The sequence below is a fragment of the Xanthomonas sp. NCPPB 1325 genome, from assembly GCF_041477645.2.
Lineage (GTDB): Bacteria > Pseudomonadota > Gammaproteobacteria > Xanthomonadales > Xanthomonadaceae > Xanthomonas > Xanthomonas cannabis.
Map to the genome: position 1 here is coordinate 237,289 of NZ_CM192985.1, position 15,801 is coordinate 253,089.

General features: G+C 68.3%; 17 protein-coding genes. 12 read left to right on the top strand and 5 right to left on the bottom strand.

Annotated features, from left to right (window positions below; translation table 11 throughout):
* Positions 1-86: 86 nt before the first annotated feature.
* From ACCQ10_RS00995 to ACCQ10_RS01010, 4 genes are all read left to right on the top strand, one after another.
* Positions 87-1,142, top strand: coding sequence for a two-component system sensor histidine kinase NtrB (locus ACCQ10_RS00995; RefSeq protein ID WP_039565894.1), 1,056 nt, complete (start codon positions 87-89; stop codon positions 1,140-1,142).
* Entirely contained in the window at positions 1,135-2,559 is a 1,425-nt protein-coding gene (gene ntrC, locus ACCQ10_RS01000; RefSeq protein WP_372361910.1) for a nitrogen regulation protein NR(I), read from the top strand. Before ACCQ10_RS00995 ends, ntrC begins: the two co-directional genes overlap by 8 nt.
* 530 nt (positions 2,560-3,089) lie before the next feature.
* Positions 3,090-3,692: a superoxide dismutase family protein gene (locus ACCQ10_RS01005; protein WP_166751636.1), complete on the top strand. Its 603-nt coding sequence runs from the start codon at positions 3,090-3,092 to the stop codon at positions 3,690-3,692.
* A 46-nt stretch (positions 3,693-3,738) separates the two neighbouring features.
* On the top strand, positions 3,739-4,386 hold the full coding sequence (locus ACCQ10_RS01010) for a superoxide dismutase family protein (RefSeq protein WP_047695547.1): 648 nt from the start codon (positions 3,739-3,741) through the stop codon (positions 4,384-4,386).
* Between the two features lie 217 nt (positions 4,387-4,603).
* Here ACCQ10_RS01010 and ACCQ10_RS01015 read toward each other — a convergent pair whose 3' ends face one another.
* A complete protein-coding gene (locus ACCQ10_RS01015; RefSeq protein WP_372363024.1) occupies positions 4,604-4,999 on the bottom strand; it encodes a VOC family protein in 396 nt (131 codons plus the stop codon).
* A gap of 38 nt (positions 5,000-5,037) precedes the next feature.
* Complete coding sequence (locus ACCQ10_RS01020; RefSeq protein WP_372361911.1) at positions 5,038-5,922, bottom strand: hypothetical protein; 885 nt, start codon at positions 5,920-5,922, stop codon at positions 5,038-5,040.
* Positions 5,923-6,010: 88 nt separating this feature from the next.
* Here ACCQ10_RS01020 and ACCQ10_RS01025 point away from each other — a divergent pair, with 88 nt between their 5' ends.
* Together ACCQ10_RS01025 and ACCQ10_RS01030 are read left to right on the top strand one after the other, a co-directional pair.
* Positions 6,011-7,306 (top strand): acetyl-CoA C-acetyltransferase, encoded by a 1,296-nt coding sequence (locus tag ACCQ10_RS01025; RefSeq protein WP_039412494.1) that lies wholly within the window; start codon positions 6,011-6,013, stop codon positions 7,304-7,306.
* 110 nt (positions 7,307-7,416) lie between these two features.
* Positions 7,417-7,959 carry a hypothetical protein gene (locus ACCQ10_RS01030; protein ID WP_184440781.1) on the top strand — a complete coding sequence of 181 codons (543 nt, stop codon included), beginning with the start codon at positions 7,417-7,419 and terminating at the stop codon, positions 7,957-7,959.
* Positions 7,960-8,024: 65 nt separating this feature from the next.
* Here the strand turns inward: ACCQ10_RS01030 and ACCQ10_RS01035 are convergent, their stop codons facing one another.
* The 3 genes from ACCQ10_RS01035 to ACCQ10_RS01045 all read right to left on the bottom strand — a co-directional run bounded on the left by ACCQ10_RS01035 (position 8,025) and on the right by ACCQ10_RS01045 (position 11,150).
* Complete coding sequence (locus tag ACCQ10_RS01035) at positions 8,025-9,296, bottom strand: heme biosynthesis protein HemY (RefSeq protein ID WP_372361912.1); 1,272 nt, start codon at positions 9,294-9,296, stop codon at positions 8,025-8,027.
* The gene (locus ACCQ10_RS01040; protein ID WP_372361913.1) at positions 9,293-10,270 is read right to left on the bottom strand and encodes a uroporphyrinogen-III C-methyltransferase; all 978 of its coding nucleotides are present in this window, start codon (positions 10,268-10,270) and stop codon (positions 9,293-9,295) included. The genes ACCQ10_RS01035 and ACCQ10_RS01040 overlap by 4 nt, the downstream gene beginning before the upstream one ends.
* Positions 10,271-10,373: 103 nt before the next feature.
* Positions 10,374-11,150, bottom strand: a complete 777-nt coding sequence (locus ACCQ10_RS01045; RefSeq protein ID WP_372361914.1) for a uroporphyrinogen-III synthase — start codon at positions 11,148-11,150, stop codon at positions 10,374-10,376.
* A gap of 215 nt (positions 11,151-11,365) precedes the next feature.
* Here ACCQ10_RS01045 and ACCQ10_RS01050 point away from each other — a divergent pair, with 215 nt between their 5' ends.
* From ACCQ10_RS01050 to ACCQ10_RS01075, 6 genes are all read left to right on the top strand, one after another.
* Positions 11,366-12,175, top strand: a complete 810-nt coding sequence (locus tag ACCQ10_RS01050; protein ID WP_372361915.1) for a glycosyltransferase family 25 protein — start codon at positions 11,366-11,368, stop codon at positions 12,173-12,175.
* A 274-nt stretch (positions 12,176-12,449) separates the two neighbouring features.
* The gene (locus ACCQ10_RS01055) at positions 12,450-12,920 is read left to right on the top strand and encodes a YiiD C-terminal domain-containing protein (RefSeq protein ID WP_039565878.1); all 471 of its coding nucleotides are present in this window, start codon (positions 12,450-12,452) and stop codon (positions 12,918-12,920) included.
* A 30-nt stretch (positions 12,921-12,950) separates the two neighbouring features.
* The gene (locus ACCQ10_RS01060) at positions 12,951-13,373 is read left to right on the top strand and encodes a hypothetical protein (protein WP_372361916.1); all 423 of its coding nucleotides are present in this window, start codon (positions 12,951-12,953) and stop codon (positions 13,371-13,373) included.
* A 76-nt stretch (positions 13,374-13,449) separates the two neighbouring features.
* Positions 13,450-13,884, top strand: a complete 435-nt coding sequence (locus tag ACCQ10_RS01065) for a rhodanese-like domain-containing protein (protein ID WP_005992735.1) — start codon at positions 13,450-13,452, stop codon at positions 13,882-13,884.
* Between the two features lie 109 nt (positions 13,885-13,993).
* The gene (gene secB, locus ACCQ10_RS01070; protein WP_372361917.1) at positions 13,994-14,509 is read left to right on the top strand and encodes a protein-export chaperone SecB; all 516 of its coding nucleotides are present in this window, start codon (positions 13,994-13,996) and stop codon (positions 14,507-14,509) included.
* 15 nt (positions 14,510-14,524) lie between these two features.
* Complete coding sequence (locus ACCQ10_RS01075; RefSeq protein WP_372361918.1) at positions 14,525-15,550, top strand: NAD(P)H-dependent glycerol-3-phosphate dehydrogenase; 1,026 nt, start codon at positions 14,525-14,527, stop codon at positions 15,548-15,550.
* Positions 15,551-15,801: the final 251 nt, after the last annotated feature.

Consider the following 15,801-nt stretch of genomic DNA (forward strand, 5'->3'; position numbering starts at 1 on the left):
CACCGTCGGACCCCGGATGTCCTGATGCACGCTTCGTTCGGCGCGCCACACGCGCACGCCGACGCTGCTTGCACTAAATTGGTGCAATGCTGATGACGACCCCCACACCGTCGCTCGACAGCCTGGGCACGCCGGTAGCCTGGGCCGACCGCGAAGGCCGCGTGCTGGGTGTCAACCCGGCCTTTGCGCGCTGGCTCGGCGTCAGCGCCCGGCGCCTGGTCGACCAGCCGCTGGCCGCGCTGGAAGTGCAGGGCGATGCGCTCGCGCGCTTCCTGCTCAACGACGAGCGCGACGTGCTGCGCCTGCATCGCCTGGCCCTGGGCCTGCCCAACGACGCGCCACGCTTTGCCGAAGGCTGGCTGTCGCGGCTGGATGACGGCGGCTGGCTGCTGGAAACCCACCCGGTCGACGAATTCCCCGCGCTGGACCCCACGCACGCCTTGCCCAACGCCTTGAGCGCGGCGCTCAAGGGGCTGGCGCACGAACTGCGCAACCCGCTGGCGGGCCTGAAGGGCGCAGCGCAGCTGCTGGCCCGCCGCTCGGCCGGCCGCGACGAGGACGAGCGCGAGCTGATCGAGTTGATCGGCACCGAGATCGAACGCCTCAACACCTTGCTCGAGCGCCTGCTCTCACCCTCGCCGCTGCGCCCGCACGAGGGCCTCAACATCCACGTGGTGCTCGAACGCGTGCTGCGCCTGGCCGAGGCCGAAGGCGGCTGGTCGGTGCAGGTGCAGCGCGACTACGACCCCAGCATTCCGGACATCCTCGGCGATGTGGACCGCCTGACCCAGGCGGTGTGGAACCTGGTGCGCAATGCCTTCCAGGCCGGCGCCACCCGGGTGACCCTGCGCACCCGCGTCGAACACGGCCAGCGCATCCGCGACCGCGTGCATGCGATGTCGCTGCGGCTGGAAATCATCGACGACGGCGGCGGCGTGCCCGAAGAGCTGGCCGAGCACCTGTTCCTGCCGCTGGTCAGCGGCCGTGCCGAAGGCAGCGGGCTGGGCCTGGCGCTGGCCCAGCAGGTCTCGCGCGAGCACCACGGCACGCTGACCTACCGCTCGCGTCCGGGCCATACCGTTTTCACCCTGCTGCTGCCCGAGCTGGCCGGCGATCACGACAAGGAGCACCTGCATGGCTGAGGCCGCCGCCGCATCCCACCATATCTGGGTGGTCGACGACGACCGTTCGGTCCGATTCGTGCTGTCCACCGCGCTGCGCGATGCCGGCTATGCCGTCGATGGCTTCGACAGCGCTGCCGCTGCATTGCAGGCGCTGGCGATGCGGCCCACCCCGGACCTGTTGTTCACCGACGTGCGCATGCCCGGCGAAGACGGCCTGACCCTGCTGGACAAGCTCAAGGCCAAGCATCCGCAGCTGCCGGTGATCGTGATGTCGGCCTACACCGATGTCGCCAGCACCGCCGGCGCCTTCCGCGGTGGCGCGCATGAATTCCTGTCCAAGCCGTTCGACCTGGACGACGCCGTCGCGCTGGCCGCACGCGCCTTGCCCGACGCCGATGCCGGTGTCGACGAGATCATCGGCACGACGCTGGCCGAGGGCTCGGCCGCATTGATCGGCGACACCCCGGCCATGCGCGCGCTGTTCCGCGCCATCGGCCGGCTGGCGCAAGCCCCGTTGTCGGTGCTGATCAACGGCGAAACCGGCACCGGCAAGGAGTTGGTCGCACGCGCGCTACACAACGAATCGCCACGCGCGCGCAAACCGTTCGTGGCGCTCAACACCGCCGCCATTCCGGCCGAACTGCTGGAAAGCGAGTTGTTCGGCCACGAAACCGGCGCCTTTACCGGTGCCACCAAGCGCCACATCGGCCGCTTCGAACAAGCCGATGGCGGCACCTTGTTCCTGGACGAAATCGGCGACATGCCGCTGCCGCTGCAGACGCGCCTGCTGCGCGTGCTGGCAGAGAACGAATTCTTCCGCGTCGGCGGGCGCGAGTTGATCCGCGTGGACGTGCGGGTGATCGCCGCCACCCACCAGGATCTGGAGGCGCTGGTCGAACAGGGCCGCTTCCGTGCCGACCTGCTGCACCGGCTGGACGTGGTGCGCCTGCAGCTGCCGCCGCTGCGCGAGCGTCGCGGCGACATCGCGCAACTGGCGGAAAACTTCCTGGCCATGGCCGGACGCAAGCTCGACATGCTGCCCAAGCGGTTGTCGTCGGCCGCGCTAGAGGGCCTGCGGCAGTACGACTGGCCCGGCAACGTACGCGAACTGGAAAACGTGTGCTGGCGCCTGGCTGCCCTGGCCACCGCCGACATCATCGACGTGGTCGACGTGGACGCCGCCCTGTCGCGCGGCCGTCAGCGGGCCGGCCGCAGCGATGGCCAATGGGACGACATGCTGTCCAGCTGGGCCGCGCAACGCCTGAGCGAAGGTGCCCAGGGTCTGCATGCCGAAGCCCGCGAACGCCTGGACAAGACCTTGCTGGAAGCCGCCCTGCAACTCACCCAGGGCCGCCGCGCCGAAGCCGCCGCCCGCCTGGGCCTGGGCCGCAACACCGTGACCCGCAAGCTCGGGCCGGGGCGCAAGCGCCGCTGATCAGCCCGCACGCCGCGTCGAGCCCCTTTCCGCTTGCGGGAGGGGGTTGGGGTGAGGGGCGCTGCGAAACGCAGTGCTGCGCGCGCAGGTGCTGGAGCCAGGCAGCGAACCAGGCGGGACTGACGCGCATCACGGCGGCAAGCGTGCATGCGCTCACCGGTTTGCTCGCACGTGCCACTGTCTCGATTAGCTGGCGGCGCACAACGCCCCCCATCCGCCCTTCGGGCACCTTCCCCCGCACGCGGGAGAAGGCAAGGTAGGCGAGAAAGGCAAGGCAGGCAGGCACGGGCAAGGCAGGCGGGCAAGGCGGGCGGGCGGGCAAGGGCAAGGCAGGCGGGCAAGGCAGGCATAAAACTTCGCAGTCGAGCCCCTCTCCCGCCTGCGGGAGAGGGGTTGGGGTGAGGGGCGCTTTTTGCACATACCCCGGCTCGCGACACCAGCCCCGTAAACTCCTGGGCTACCTAAGCGCATTTCATGACACGTGAACATGCGCCCGCATAGGTTTCCAGCCTGATCAGGAGAACAGCTCGATGCGTTACCGGTCGCCCACGATCGTTGCCCTCACCGCGCTGGCGCTTGCCGCCTGCAGCAGCACGCCACCGCCGCCAAAGACACCTCCACCGCCGGTGGCGCGGGTAGTGCCCACCCGTCCGGTGCAACAGGCCGAAGCAGTGCTGGCATCGGCCTCGGGCAGCCTGGTCAGCGGTCGCGTCGTGCTGGTGCCTGCATTGCAGGGCATTCGCGTGACCGGAACCGTCGGTGGCCTGCGCCCCGGCGGCGTGGCCGGCTTCCATGTGCATGAACGAGGCGATTGCAGCGCCGCCGATGCCAGCAGCGCGGGCGCGCATTTCAATCCGGCGGGTGCGCCACACGGGCGCGCTGGCAGCAATCCCCACCACGCCGGCGACATGGACAACCTGCGCGCCGATGCCGAAGGCGTTGCGCACCTGGACATGATCGTTTCGGGCATCACCCTGGGCGATGCCGCGCCCAGCGATGTGGTCGGCAAGTCGCTCATCGTGCATGCCGATCCCGACGACTATCGCAGCCAGCCCAGCGGCAACGCCGGCGCACGCCTGGCCTGCGGCGTCATTCGCGTCACCCAGTGGCGCACACCCCCTTCGCAGCCCTGAGTTGGGGCATCCATGGCCGCCTGCGCGGCCCCTACAGGAGTTTTCCATGCGCATCCTTCCCACTACGCTGTTTCTGGCCACCGCCCTGGCATTGACCGCATGCAAGCGCGAGGAGCCCGCGCCGGCCGATCCCGCCCCCGCACCGCAGGCCGGCACGCCGGCTGAAGCGGCGCATGGTGGCGAGCATGCCGCCTCCATGGTCACCGAAGCGGCGGCCACCACCACGGCCACCGCCGAGCTCAAGCCGACCAAGGGCAATGACGTCAAAGGCACGGTGACCTTCAAGACGGTCGACGGCGCGCTGCGCGTTACCGGCCAGCTGAGCGGCCTCAAGCCCAACACCGAGCACGGCTTCCACATCCACGAAAAGGGCGACTGCAGCGCCCCGGACGGCAGCAGCGCCGGCGGCCATTTCAACCCTGCCCAGTCCGACCACGGCAACGTCAGTGCCGACCCGCACCACGGCGGCGACATGCCCAACATCAAAGCCGACGCGCAGGGTAATGCCAGCATCGACGGTCCGGTCTCGAGCAACGTCAATCTCGGCAAGGCGGACCAGTTCGACATCGCCGGACACGCCGTGATCGTGCATGCCGATGCCGACGACTACAAAACCCAGCCTACCGGCAACGCCGGCGGCCGCCTGGCCTGCGGCGTGATCACCACCGACAACGCGCAGGCGGCGACTAAATAAATAGAGGTGTGGCGCACCAGTGGCCACACATCCTCATCGATGGACGCGGCTGCGTAATCCAGCTGCGTCCATTGAGAATGGAGCCCGAGTGAATGGCTGAGGCGTCGGTGGGTGTCGCCATGCTGTCGTCCTCTGTGCAGCAAGTAGCGAAGGACGTGCATGTGCGAGCGCATGCGAGCGACACGGCCGCCTAACTGCCGTTTCGCCACAGCGACGATCAGTAATTGGCCCAGAGCCCCGGAGTGGCTAGTTCCAGCAGGTGCGCATCGGGATCGCGGAAGTAGATGCTCTGTCCGCCTCCGGGCCATCGCGTGCGGCCTTCGATCGGCACCGCGCACTCACACAGATGTTCTTCCCAGCCGGCCAACGCGTCGGTGGCGATCGCAAAGGCGTAATGCGTACGCCCGCTACCGTCGTGCGGCGGAATGGTGCCACCAGGCAGGCTGACCGTGGTTGCCGTGCTGCCCTGCAGAAACAGCAGCAACACCTGTCCTGGTGCGATTGCATAGGCAGCCATGCGCGCATCGCGATGCATGGGCTGCAGCCCCAGAACACGGGCATAGAACGCACACGCACGCTCCAGGTCGGCCACATACACGCCGGTTTCCAGCACACCCTGCAACGCGGGCGGCAAAGAAACCTGCGCCTGCGTCACGCCGCCAGCGCCTGGCGCGGATCCTGGCCCGGCTCGACATGCACGTACAGCACCGGCAACCCATGCGCTTCCAGCACGGCCGCCATTTGCCGCTGGCGCGAGAGGAATTGCTCATAGACGCCGCGCAGGCGTTCGCAATGCTCGCGGTCGTGTGCGTAGTAATCGCACCAGCCGGCCGGATCGAACAGCGCAATGCGCACTTCGCCGCCGACATAGCGCAGCACCGGCTCCGGCGCCTGTTCCAGCCATTCTTCGCTGGTGGATGCAAGCAGGGCGGCTTCGATCAGCGGCCACAGCGGCGCCAGGCCCTGGTTGTCGTACTGCATCGAAATCATCGCCGCCAGGTCGTGCGCGGTGAGGTAGCGCGCGTGTTCGATGCGCGCACCGAAGCTCTCCTGCGCCAGCAGCGCAGTGTCGGCCTGCGCCATGCCCTGGGCCAGCAGCACTTCTTCCATCGCCTCGGCGACGCTGGCCACGGTCTGCGCATCGCCGGTCAGCAGGAACGGCAGCACGCGCAGGCCGCCACCGGTGAGCTGGGCATCGGCCTGGAACGGCAACGGAATCTCGCCTTGCGCATCGGCGCCGAAGGCCAGCACGCGCGGGCCCTGGTCGCGTCCGGGCGCACGCGCCTGCAGTTCTTCCAGGCGGCGATGCAACGGCCAGCCGGGCCGCAGGACCTCAGCCGGGTCGAAATGCGCCATTGCCACGCTCAGTTCCAGATCGCGGATCTCCGGGATCCATTGCGCCAGGTCGCGGCCAATGCGCTCGGCCAGCATGCCGGCCTGTTCGGGCGGCAGGGCGCCGCGCTCGGGGGCGCTTCCGCCGGTCAATTCCAGCGCCAACACACCCATGGCGGTCACGCCGTGTTCGGTCTTGCTCATGATTCGCGGTTGGCCCATCACGGGGTCGAAGCTACACTGCGACCATTATGCCTGCCGGCCCTGTGCAGGCCATGTCCCCGAGTCCTCCATGCCAGGTCAACCGATGCCCGCAGCCCGTCCCGTCGCCATCCTGGGCGGCGTTCGTATCCCGTTCTGTCGTCAGAACACCGCTTATGCGGACGTGGGCAACCTGGGCATGTCGGTGCGCACCCTGGGCGCGCTGGTCGAGCGCTTCGGTCTGCACGGGCAGCAATTGGGCGAAGTGGCGATGGGAGCGGTGATCAAGCACTCCTCGGACTGGAACCTGGCCCGCGAGGCCGCGCTGTCGTCGGGCCTGTCGCCGCTGACGCCGGGCATCACCCTGCAGCGCGCCTGCGGCACCAGCCTGGACTCGGTGATCACCATCGCCAACAAGATTGCGCTGGGCCAGATCGATTCGGGCATCGGCGGCGGCTCGGACACCACCTCGGAAGTGCCGATCGTCTACGGCAAGAAGCTGCGCGCGCGGCTGCTTGCCGCCAACCGTGCCAAGGCCACCGGCGACAAGCTCAAGGCGCTGCTGCGCGGGTTCAAGCTGAGCGAGCTCAAGCCCGAGTTTCCCGGCGTGGCCGAGCCGCGTACCGGCAAGAGCATGGGCGACCACTGCGAAGACATGGCCAAGGAATGGAACATCTCGCGCGATTCGCAGGACGAGTGGGCGGTGGCCTCGCACCACAAGCTGGCCGCAGCGTATGAGCGCGGTTTCTTCGATTCGCTGATTGCTCCGTTCCGCGGCGTCTCGCGCGACAACATCCTGCGCGCCGACACCTCGCTGGAAAAACTCGCCACCCTGCGCCCGGCCTTCGACAAGACTTCCGGCCGCGGCACGCTCACCGCGGCCAATTCCACTCCGCTCACCGATGGTGCGGCCGCCGTGCTGCTGTCCAGCGAAGCCTGGGCGCTGGCGCACGGCCACACGCCGATGGCCTACCTGCGCGACGCGCAGGTGGCGGCGGTGGATTTCGTGCACGGCGAAGGCCTGCTGATGGCGCCCACCATCGCGGTGCCGCAGATGCTGGCGCGCCAGGGCCTGACCCTGCAGGATTTCGATATCTACGAAATCCACGAAGCCTTCGCCGCGCAGGTGCTGTGCACGTTGCGCGCCTGGGAGAGCGAGGATTACTGCCGCAACCGGCTGGGCCTGGATGCGCCGCTGGGCCGCATCGACCCGGACAAGATCAATCCGCTGGGCTCGTCGTTGGCCACTGGCCACCCGTTCGCCGCCACTGGCGCACGGGTGGTGGCTACCGCCGCCAAGCAACTGGAAGAGCGCGGCGGTGGACGCGCGCTGATCTCGATCTGCACTGCCGGCGGCATGGGCGTGGTGGCGATCGTCGAGCGCTAGGCTGCTGCGCAGCGGGATTGGGCATTCGGGATTGGGGATTCGCTAAGGCGAAACCCGCTCTTGCGATCCCCAATCCGAATCCCGAATCCCCAACCTGCAAGGACGCATGGATGTCGAACGATGCAAAGCACCCGTCGCCCAGCCTGTATCTGCCGCCGGTGGACGGCGATGTCTGGCGCGAGGGCGATGTGCTGGTCTGCACGCCGGGCGCGACGCTGCCGCCGCGGTGCGTCAAGTGCAACGCGCCGGCCGATATACCGCCGCGCCGCTACATCTTTCACTGGCATCACCCGGTGATCTACGCCGCGCTGTTGCTCGGCGTGCTGCCGTATCTGATCCTGGCGATCGCGCTGCGCAAGCGCAGCGCCCATGTGCTCATCCTGTGCGAGCAACACGAGCGTCGCCGCGTCCGCTATGTCGCGATGGCGGTGGCCTCGGTGCTGGCGCTGCTGGTGTGTGGGCTATCGCTGGATAGCCCGTCCCGCTGGCTGATCGGCGCCGGCGTGATGGCTGTGATGTTGCTTGTCGCTCGCCTGGGGTCGCGCGTGTTGTCGCCGACACGGGTCGGTCATACGCAGGCGCGCTATCTCGGCGCCTGCGATGCATTCCTGGACGATCTGCCACCGCCGCCGTGGGTGTCGCGCGGACGCTGACACTGCGCAGCGCTGTCTATCTGCCGCGACGGCCAGCGCCGTCATATCCACGGCCTGAGCCCGTGTCACAGAATCCGGTCGTCCGGTGGGGGCGCAAAGGGGTCGGCCGCAGGCGTTGGCCCCACCGCCACGATCGGACCGCGCAGCGACTGCTGCGGCATGCTCTGCTGCACCGGCTCGCCGCGTGCGGCGCGCAAGGCATTGGCGTAGCAATGCTGGGCGGAGAGCAGGTCGCCGGCAGCCGCAAAGCCATGCCCGAGCTCCTCCCACGCATCGGCGCCGGCGCCGGTGGCGATGGCACGGTGCAGGAATTCTTCAGCCTGCGACCACTGCTGCTGATGGCGTGCCAGGCGTGCCAGCGTCAACAGCAAGCCCGGGCTGTCCGGGTACTGGGTGAGCCAGCGCTGTGCACTGGCCCGGCGCGAATCGTATTTTTCCAGCGGCAGCACGCCGTACAGGCGCACCAGCGACTCGTCCCACTGCGCATCCAGTGCCTGTTCCAGGCTATGCACGGCGGCGTCATCCCAGTGCAGCACCGCTGCCCGTTGCGCATAGGCCCCGACCACGGCCGGATAGGTGCGCAGCGGCTTGGGCAAGGCTTCCCAGCGCTCGGCCAGCGCATTGGCATCGCCGGCCTGCAACAGGGTCTGTTCTGCCAGCGTGGCTTCCAGTGCGCCATAGGCCTCCGGTGCCAGCACCGCCTGCTGACGCAGGGCGCCGAGTTGGCCGTAGGCCTCATCGGCACGGCCGATCTGGGTCAGCGCATGCGTGCGCAACAACAGCCCGCGCGCCGGCAGCGGCTGCGCATTGGCGGCATCGAGTGCATTGATCGCTTCCACCGGGCGTTGCCGCGCCAGATGCCGTTCGCCCTGCAACAGCGCATGCGCGGTGGGGTCGCGCTCGGCCAACTGCAGCGCAAGCGCATTGGCCGAGGCCTCATCACCGCGCGCATCGGCCACACGCACTGCGCTTGCCAGCGCAATCCCGCTGACTTCCTCGTCTTCGCTGGCAGTGACCAGCAAACGTTCGGCGCGTTGCCACTGGCCATGGTCGGCGGCGCGCAGCCCTTCGATCAGGCGCGCGCGGCCTTTCTTGCGGCGGTACTTGCCCCACACCCGGAACGGCAGACTGATCAACGTCCACAACAGCCACAGCACCAGCAGCGCGATGATCAGGATCAACACCGCCTGCGGCATCGCGGCGCGGTAGTCGTTGCCACCGACGCTGACCACGACATTGCCCAGGTCGTAACTGTTCTGGTGCGACAGCCACTGCGCACCAAGCACGCCCAGTGCCACGGCCACCAGCAAGATCAAGACGGTACGCAACACTTTCATTGGGTGGATCTCCCTTCACGCATGGCCTGCAGTTGCAGCAGGGTGGTGCCCAGTTCCGGCAGACGCGGACGCAGTGGCGCTTGTTGCAACGTGCGCAGGCGCGCAAGCATCTGCGCACGTTGCGGCGACTCCGGCCACAGCCGGGTGGTCCAGGTGTCCACGCGGCGCAGCGCGTGTGCAAAGCCGTCCGCATCGCCGCGTTCTGCGGCCGCACGGGCCAGGCTGAGTTCGATCTGCAGCGCATCGCTGGCGGCATGGCGGTCGCTGTGGGTCAGCGGCGCATCGCCGCGATTGGGCCGGATATCCACCAGCGGTGCGAGCACCTTCTGCCACCACGGTCTGGCCGCGTCGCTGGCCTGTGCGGACTGTTCGGGCAGGTGCTGCAGATCGGCGGCGATGCGGTCCAGCGTCTGCCCCGCCTGCGCCTGCGGGCCGGCGCCGAGGCGGTCCAGGGCATCGCGCTCCTGCACCAGGGCCTGGCGCAGGTTGAGATAGCCCGGATCGTCGATGCCATTGAGCGCGCCATTGGCCAGCGCGTAGGCGCGGCGTGCGCCGTCGGCATCGCCGGCGATGCTGAGCCGTTGCTGGCCGAGCCGCAGCAGCAGCTCCACTTCATCCAGCCGCAATGCCTGTGCGCCGTGACGATTGGGGTCGGCCAGCTTCTGCACGGTGTCTTCGAGCAAGGCGCTACGCTGGCTCAGGCCCAGCATTTCGTCGCGCAGCACGCGGTTGGTCGCTGCCGCATCCTGCAGCCGCTCGTTGGCCAGGCGTTGATCGCGTCGCAGCGTTTCCAGCAACTGCTGCGTGCCATCCCAGCGCTGCTGCTGTGCCTGCGCCGCCTGCAGCTGCGCTGTTTGATAGCTCTGCCATGCGCGCCAGCCCAGAAACAGCGCCACGCCCACGGCGACCACCGCCACTGCAAGCAGCAGCCAGGCCAGCGGAAAGCGGCGCGGGGAAGCGGGGACTTCGGTCATTCGGACATCCTCGGGCGGTCACAACGGGCGCAGGCGCCGCAGTCATCCCACACAGCATGGCGTGCGCCGGCAGACGCCCGCAAGCTGTGCTTGAGTTCGCAGTTCAGCAAGGTCGCGACGATGTCACGACGGCAGCTGCCGCAGCGGCCAACTGCTCCGGCAGTGGGCCCTCGGCACGCGCCACGTGGGTGAAACCGGCGGCCTGCGCTGACGCGAGCATGCGATCGCTGGACGCCACCACCGGCTGTTGCCGCCATGCCTGGACCAACGCATGCGGAAGTTGCTGCAGCACCAATGCCAGCGCCTCGGCACTGCTCAGGGCCAGGACGCTGCGCGGCATTGCGGCGGCCAGTGCCTTTACCTGCCCGGCGCGCAAGGGCAGCGCGAGGCGTTGGTAGACATCGGCGCGCAGGATGCGCGCGCCACGCTGTTCCAACGCGGGGGCAAGCATGCCGCGCCCGCCGGGTGCGGTGACCAGCCCCACCGATGACAGTGGCGGCTGGAACAGCGGCAGGGCGAGCAGGCCTTCGCTGTCCATGCGGGACGGGCGCACCACCTCGTCGATACCGCAGGCATGCAGGGCACGCGCGGTGCCGTCGCCCACGCTGACCCACTGTGCCTGCGGCGGTCGCTGCAAGGGCGCAAGCCGATGTGCTGCCTGGACTGCGGCCGGGCTGGTGAACACCACGATCGGTGCCCGCAGCGCCTGGTGCAGGGCAGTGCGTGCCTGGTCGGTGTCATTCGGTGTCAGCCGCCACGGCGACAGGGCAAGGACGCGGGCGCCATGGCGCGCGGCGGCACGTCGCAGCGGGCCGTGTTCACCGCTGGGCCGCAGCGAGATCAAGGTCCAGGCAGCGGTGGCAGGGGCAGGGCGGGTCATGGGGCGATTATGCGAGAGCTGCCTGGCCGCCGTGCGGGTGCAGCGCGACGGCGATGTCGCGCTCGGCGATTCGTTCGCCCTGGCCTGTCATTCCAGGACGTACCCGGCCCCAGCCTGGCCCGGATCACTCCGAGACTTGACGCGCATTTCCACCCCTCTTGCAAATACGCCCAATCGCGCCACGATCCGCCACGACAATCGAGCTGGAGCGGCGCGTGATCAAGTCCTACCTCATCAACATGCAGCGCAGCGGCGACCGTCTGCAGGCGATGTCGGCGCGGTTCCAGGCGCTTGGCTTGCCGTTCGAGCGTCTTCCGGCCGTCGATGGCGCCACCTTGAGCCCGGAGCAGATCGCCGATTTCGTGCGCGAGCGCCCGCTCGAGGGATCCGGCGATGCCTACAGCTCCGGCCCCCGGAGATGGACCGCCTCCAATATCGGCTGCTTTTTGAGCCACCACGCCGCGTGGCGTATCGTGGCCGAGTCCGACGATGCCTACACCGCCATCTTCGAAGACGACATGCATCTGTCCGATGCGCTGCCGGCGCTGTTGCGCAGCACCGACTGGCTCCCGCCGGGCAACAGCATCGTGCGGCTGGAGCCGTCCTACAACCGGATCAAGCTCGATGCCAAGGTCGCCGACGTTGCCGGGCGCCAGCTGCGCCTGGTGCGTCCATCGCCTCACCAGCATTGCTGGCCGGTGTGCGCCGGTGCGTTGATCATCAGCCGCGATGCGGCGCGCCTGCTGCTGGCGGCGCAGACGCGCTGGCACACCATGGCCGACATCTTCCTGTTCGGCTGGAACGAATCGCCGGTGGCGCAGCAGCTATCCACCTACCAGCTGTCGCCGGCGGCCTGCATCCAGGACAAGTTCTTCCACGCAGCGCCGGAGCAGGTCGTGTTCACCAGCACCATCGACGCACCGCTGACCCAGGCGCAGAAGCGACGCAGCGCGCACTGGAAGGCCAAGGCGACGGCCCTGTTGCGCGTGGCGCAGGGCTATCGCAAGGTGGGGTTCGCACCCTGAAACACCGCTGCAGCACGCGTGCGCATTGCCGATAGCGGAGCCGTCGCGCATGCGCACGGAGCGCGCGTGCGGGGCACACGCGCGTGTGCAGTGCGTGGTGTCCGCCGGCGATTGGCGCGGGCAAGCGCTCCTGTTAGATGCGGCATCGGCGACACGACGCGCACCGCAATGCTGCACGCGTTCACCATGCGGTACCGCATGTCATCGAACAGCACAAGACGCTTGCCGGACATTGCGGCATGATGCCGCCCTTCGCCGTCTTCCTGCCTTTCCGATGACTCCTTCGTGCACGCTCGTCTCCGCCCTGCAGTCGCTGCAGCAGCAGTTCATCGCCATGCCGCCGGTGCTGTCGATGGGCATTGCCGTCGACGGGCTGCACGACGGCGCGCTGCGCCTGCGCGCACCGCTGCAGGCCAACGTCAACGACAAGGCCAACGCGTTCGGCGGCAGCCTGGCCTCGCTGATGACCCTGGCCAGCTGGGGGTGGCTGACGCTGCAGCTGCAACTGGCCGGGCACGAAGCCGACGTGTATGTCGCCGACAGCCAGCTGCGCTACGTCGCGCCGGTCTACGAAGAACTCGTGGCCGACGCCGAGCCGGCCGAGCTGGGCGGCTGGGATGCGTTTCTGTCCACCTTCCGGCAGCGCGGCAAGGCGCGTATCGGCATGCGCGCGCAGATCGCGCTGGGGTCCGGCGCGGCAGCGGCCACGTTGAGCGGGCGCTTCGTGGCGTTTCCAAAACGGTAGGATGCGGGCTGGATGGAAGGGGGATTACGCATGCGTGCAGTCATTGGAGCACTCGTCCTGCTGGGGCTGGCGATGCTGAGCGGGGTGGCCACCGCCGGCAGCCGCGCCCAGGCGCGCGCGCTGGAAACCACCCAGGCCGCCTACACGGCGGCAGTGCGCTGGAGCGATTTCGATGCTGCGCAGGGTTTTGTCGAACCAACCTATGCGCAGGCGCATCCGCTCAGCGACCTGGAACGTTCGCGCTACGAGCAGGTGCAGATTTCCGGTTACCGCGAGCTGCGCGTGGGCGAAGACGCCAATGGCGACCTGCGCCGCGAGGTCGAACTGCGCGTGATCAACCGCAATACCCAGGCCGAGCGGCTGGTGCGCAGCATCGAGCTGTGGCGCTGGGACGCCGAGCACAAACGCTGGTGGCTGGCCAACGGCCTGCCCGACCTGTGGAAGGGCCAGTAGCCCGGCCCTGCGCGCGCTGGCCGTCGCGTGCGCCAGCTGTGCGACAATTCCCGCCCGCTTGACTGACCCTGACCCCGTGAATTTCGAAGAGCTGCAGGCCTTTGTCGGCCGCAACCCCATGTTGTCGCTGGCCCTGGTGGGCCTGACCATCGCCCTGATCGTCACCGAGGTCGCGCGCCTGTTCCGTGGGTACCGCGCACTCAAGCCGGCCGAGCTGACCCGCCTGATCAACAGCGAAGACGCGCTGGTGATCGACCTGTCGCCCACCGCCGATTTCGAAAAGGGCCATATCGCCGGCAGCCGCAACGTGGCGCTGGCCAAGTTCGACCCGGCCAGCAAGCTGCTGGCCAATGCCAAGGCGTCTCCCGTGGTGGTGGTCTGCCGCAGCGGCAACACCTCTGCAGGTGCGGCCAAGACGCTGAAGAAAGCCGGCTTCGAGAAGGTGTACTGGCTCGAAGGTGGCATTGCTGCCTGGCAGATGGCCGAGCTGCCACTGATCAAGGGCCGCTGACCCGCCTTGTGCGGTCCCCCGCAAGCCCCCATTGCTGGCATGAGAGACTCGCACTTTCACGTCTGCATCACTCAACGCTGCATCCACCGAACCGTTTCTGGAGTTAGGAATGTCCGACGAAATCCTCAACGGCGCCGCTGCGCCGGCCGACGCCGCTGCTGCTGGCCCTGCCTTCACCATCGAAAAGATTTACGTCAAGGACGTGTCCTTCGAATCGCCGAATGCACCGGCTGTCTTCAATGATGCCAACCAGCCCGAGCTGCAGCTGAACCTCAACCAGAAGGTGCAGCGCCTCAACGACAACGCCTTCGAAGTCGTGCTGGCCGTGACCCTGACCTGCACCGCCGGTGGCAAGACCGCCTACGTGGCCGAAGTGCAGCAGGCCGGCGTGTTCGGCCTGGTCGGTCTGGAGCCGCAGGCGATCGACGTGCTGCTCGGCACGCAGTGCCCGAACATCCTGTTCCCGTACGTGCGCACCCTGGTCAGCGACCTGATCCAGGCCGGCGGCTTCCCGCCGTTCTACCTGCAGCCGATCAACTTCGAAGCGCTGTACGCAGAAACCCTGCGTCAGCGTCAGGGCGAAGGCACCTCGCTGGCCGATTCCGAGCCGGCCGGCAACGCCTAAGCACTGTCTGCGCCGATGAGCGAGTCGACCCGGAAAATCGCCGTGCTCGGCGCCGGCTCCTGGGGCACGGCGTTGGCTGCGCTGCTCGCCAGGCACGGTCATCCGACCGTGCTGTGGGGACGCGATGCGGCGATGGTGGACACCATCGACCGCACCCACGAGAACGCGCGTTACCTGCCGGGCATTCCACTGCCCGACAGCCTGCGTGCCACCACCGACCTGCAGGCAGCGATTGCCGATGCCGCCTGGATACTGGTGGTGGTGCCTTCGCATGCCTTCACCGAAACCATCCGGCTGATTGCACCGCTGCGTCCGGCCAACGCCGGCGTGGCGTGGGCAACCAAGGGCTTCGAGCCCGGGTCCGGGCGGTTTCTGCATGAGGTGGCGCGCGATCTGCTCGGCCCGGCCGTTCCGCTGGCCGTGGTGACCGGGCCGTCCTTCGCCAAGGAAGTCACGCTCGGCCTGCCGACCGCCATCACCGTGCACGGCGACGATGCCGCGTTTGCACAGGTCGTGGCCGATGCCATGCATGGCCCCACCTTCCGCGCCTATACCGGCGATGACATGGTGGGCGCCGAGCTCGGCGGCGCAATGAAGAACGTGCTGGCCGTGGCGACCGGTGTAGCCGATGGCATGCAGCTCGGCCTCAATGCGCGTGCCGGCCTGATCACCCGTGGCCTGAACGAGATGTTGCGGTTGGCTGCGGCGATCGGCGCGCGTCCGGAGACCTTGATGGGCTTGGCTGGCCTGGGCGATCTGGTGCTCACCTGCACCGGCGATCTATCGCGCAACCGGCGGCTCGGATTGGCGTTGGGGCGTGGGCAGAGCTTGACCGATGCAATCCGCGAGATCGGCCAGGTGGTCGAGTCGGTGCAGACCGCCGACGAGGTGATGCGGCAAGCCGAGCAGCACGGTATCGAACTGCCGATCTCCAATGCGGTGCGCGCCGTGCTGCACGGCGAGATCACGCCGGAGGCCGGTTTGAAAGGCCTGCTGGCACGCGAGCGCAAGCCCGAGTACCCGCACACCTTGTTTACCTGAGTGACCCAGCGCGCCGCGTGCGCTGCGCAGAATGCAAAAGCCCGGCACTGCCGGGCTTTTTGCTGTAACGACCCTGGCCGATGGCGCTGCGATCACGATACGCACGTGGTGCGTTGCCCGAACGCCACGCCAAATGCGGCATCTGACGCCAACTGCTGCTGGCTTCACCGATCGCACAAAAGAAAGAAGCCCGGTCGGGGGACCGGGCTTCCGATGCAGCGCGGGAGAGAGTCGCGCTGCAGTCAAACGTG

Bases quoted from the DNA above. Each gene is read 5' to 3' on its own strand.
- ACCQ10_RS01045 (WP_372361914.1), bottom strand. From the start codon at position 11,150: ATGACCCGCCCTGCCCCTGCCACCGCTGCCTGGACCTTGATCTCGCTG.
- ACCQ10_RS01040 (WP_372361913.1), bottom strand. From the start codon at position 10,270: ATGACCGAAGTCCCCGCTTCCCCGCGCCGCTTTCCGCTGGCCTGGCTG.
- ACCQ10_RS01055 (WP_039565878.1), top strand. From the start codon at position 12,450: ATGACTCCTTCGTGCACGCTCGTCTCCGCCCTGCAGTCGCTGCAGCAG.
- ACCQ10_RS01025 (WP_039412494.1), top strand. From the start codon at position 6,011: ATGCCAGGTCAACCGATGCCCGCAGCCCGTCCCGTCGCCATCCTGGGC.
- ACCQ10_RS01020 (WP_372361911.1), bottom strand. From the start codon at position 5,922: ATGAGCAAGACCGAACACGGCGTGACCGCCATGGGTGTGTTGGCGCTG.
- ACCQ10_RS00995 (WP_039565894.1), top strand. From the start codon at position 87: ATGCTGATGACGACCCCCACACCGTCGCTCGACAGCCTGGGCACGCCG.
- ACCQ10_RS01010 (WP_047695547.1), top strand. From the start codon at position 3,739: ATGCGCATCCTTCCCACTACGCTGTTTCTGGCCACCGCCCTGGCATTG.
- ntrC (WP_372361910.1), top strand. From the start codon at position 1,135: ATGGCTGAGGCCGCCGCCGCATCCCACCATATCTGGGTGGTCGACGAC.
- ACCQ10_RS01030 (WP_184440781.1), top strand. From the start codon at position 7,417: ATGTCGAACGATGCAAAGCACCCGTCGCCCAGCCTGTATCTGCCGCCG.
- ACCQ10_RS01060 (WP_372361916.1), top strand. From the start codon at position 12,951: ATGCGTGCAGTCATTGGAGCACTCGTCCTGCTGGGGCTGGCGATGCTG.
- ACCQ10_RS01075 (WP_372361918.1), top strand. From the start codon at position 14,525: ATGAGCGAGTCGACCCGGAAAATCGCCGTGCTCGGCGCCGGCTCCTGG.
- ACCQ10_RS01035 (WP_372361912.1), bottom strand. From the start codon at position 9,296: ATGAAAGTGTTGCGTACCGTCTTGATCTTGCTGGTGGCCGTGGCACTG.
- secB (WP_372361917.1), top strand. From the start codon at position 13,994: ATGTCCGACGAAATCCTCAACGGCGCCGCTGCGCCGGCCGACGCCGCT.
- ACCQ10_RS01005 (WP_166751636.1), top strand. From the start codon at position 3,090: ATGCGTTACCGGTCGCCCACGATCGTTGCCCTCACCGCGCTGGCGCTT.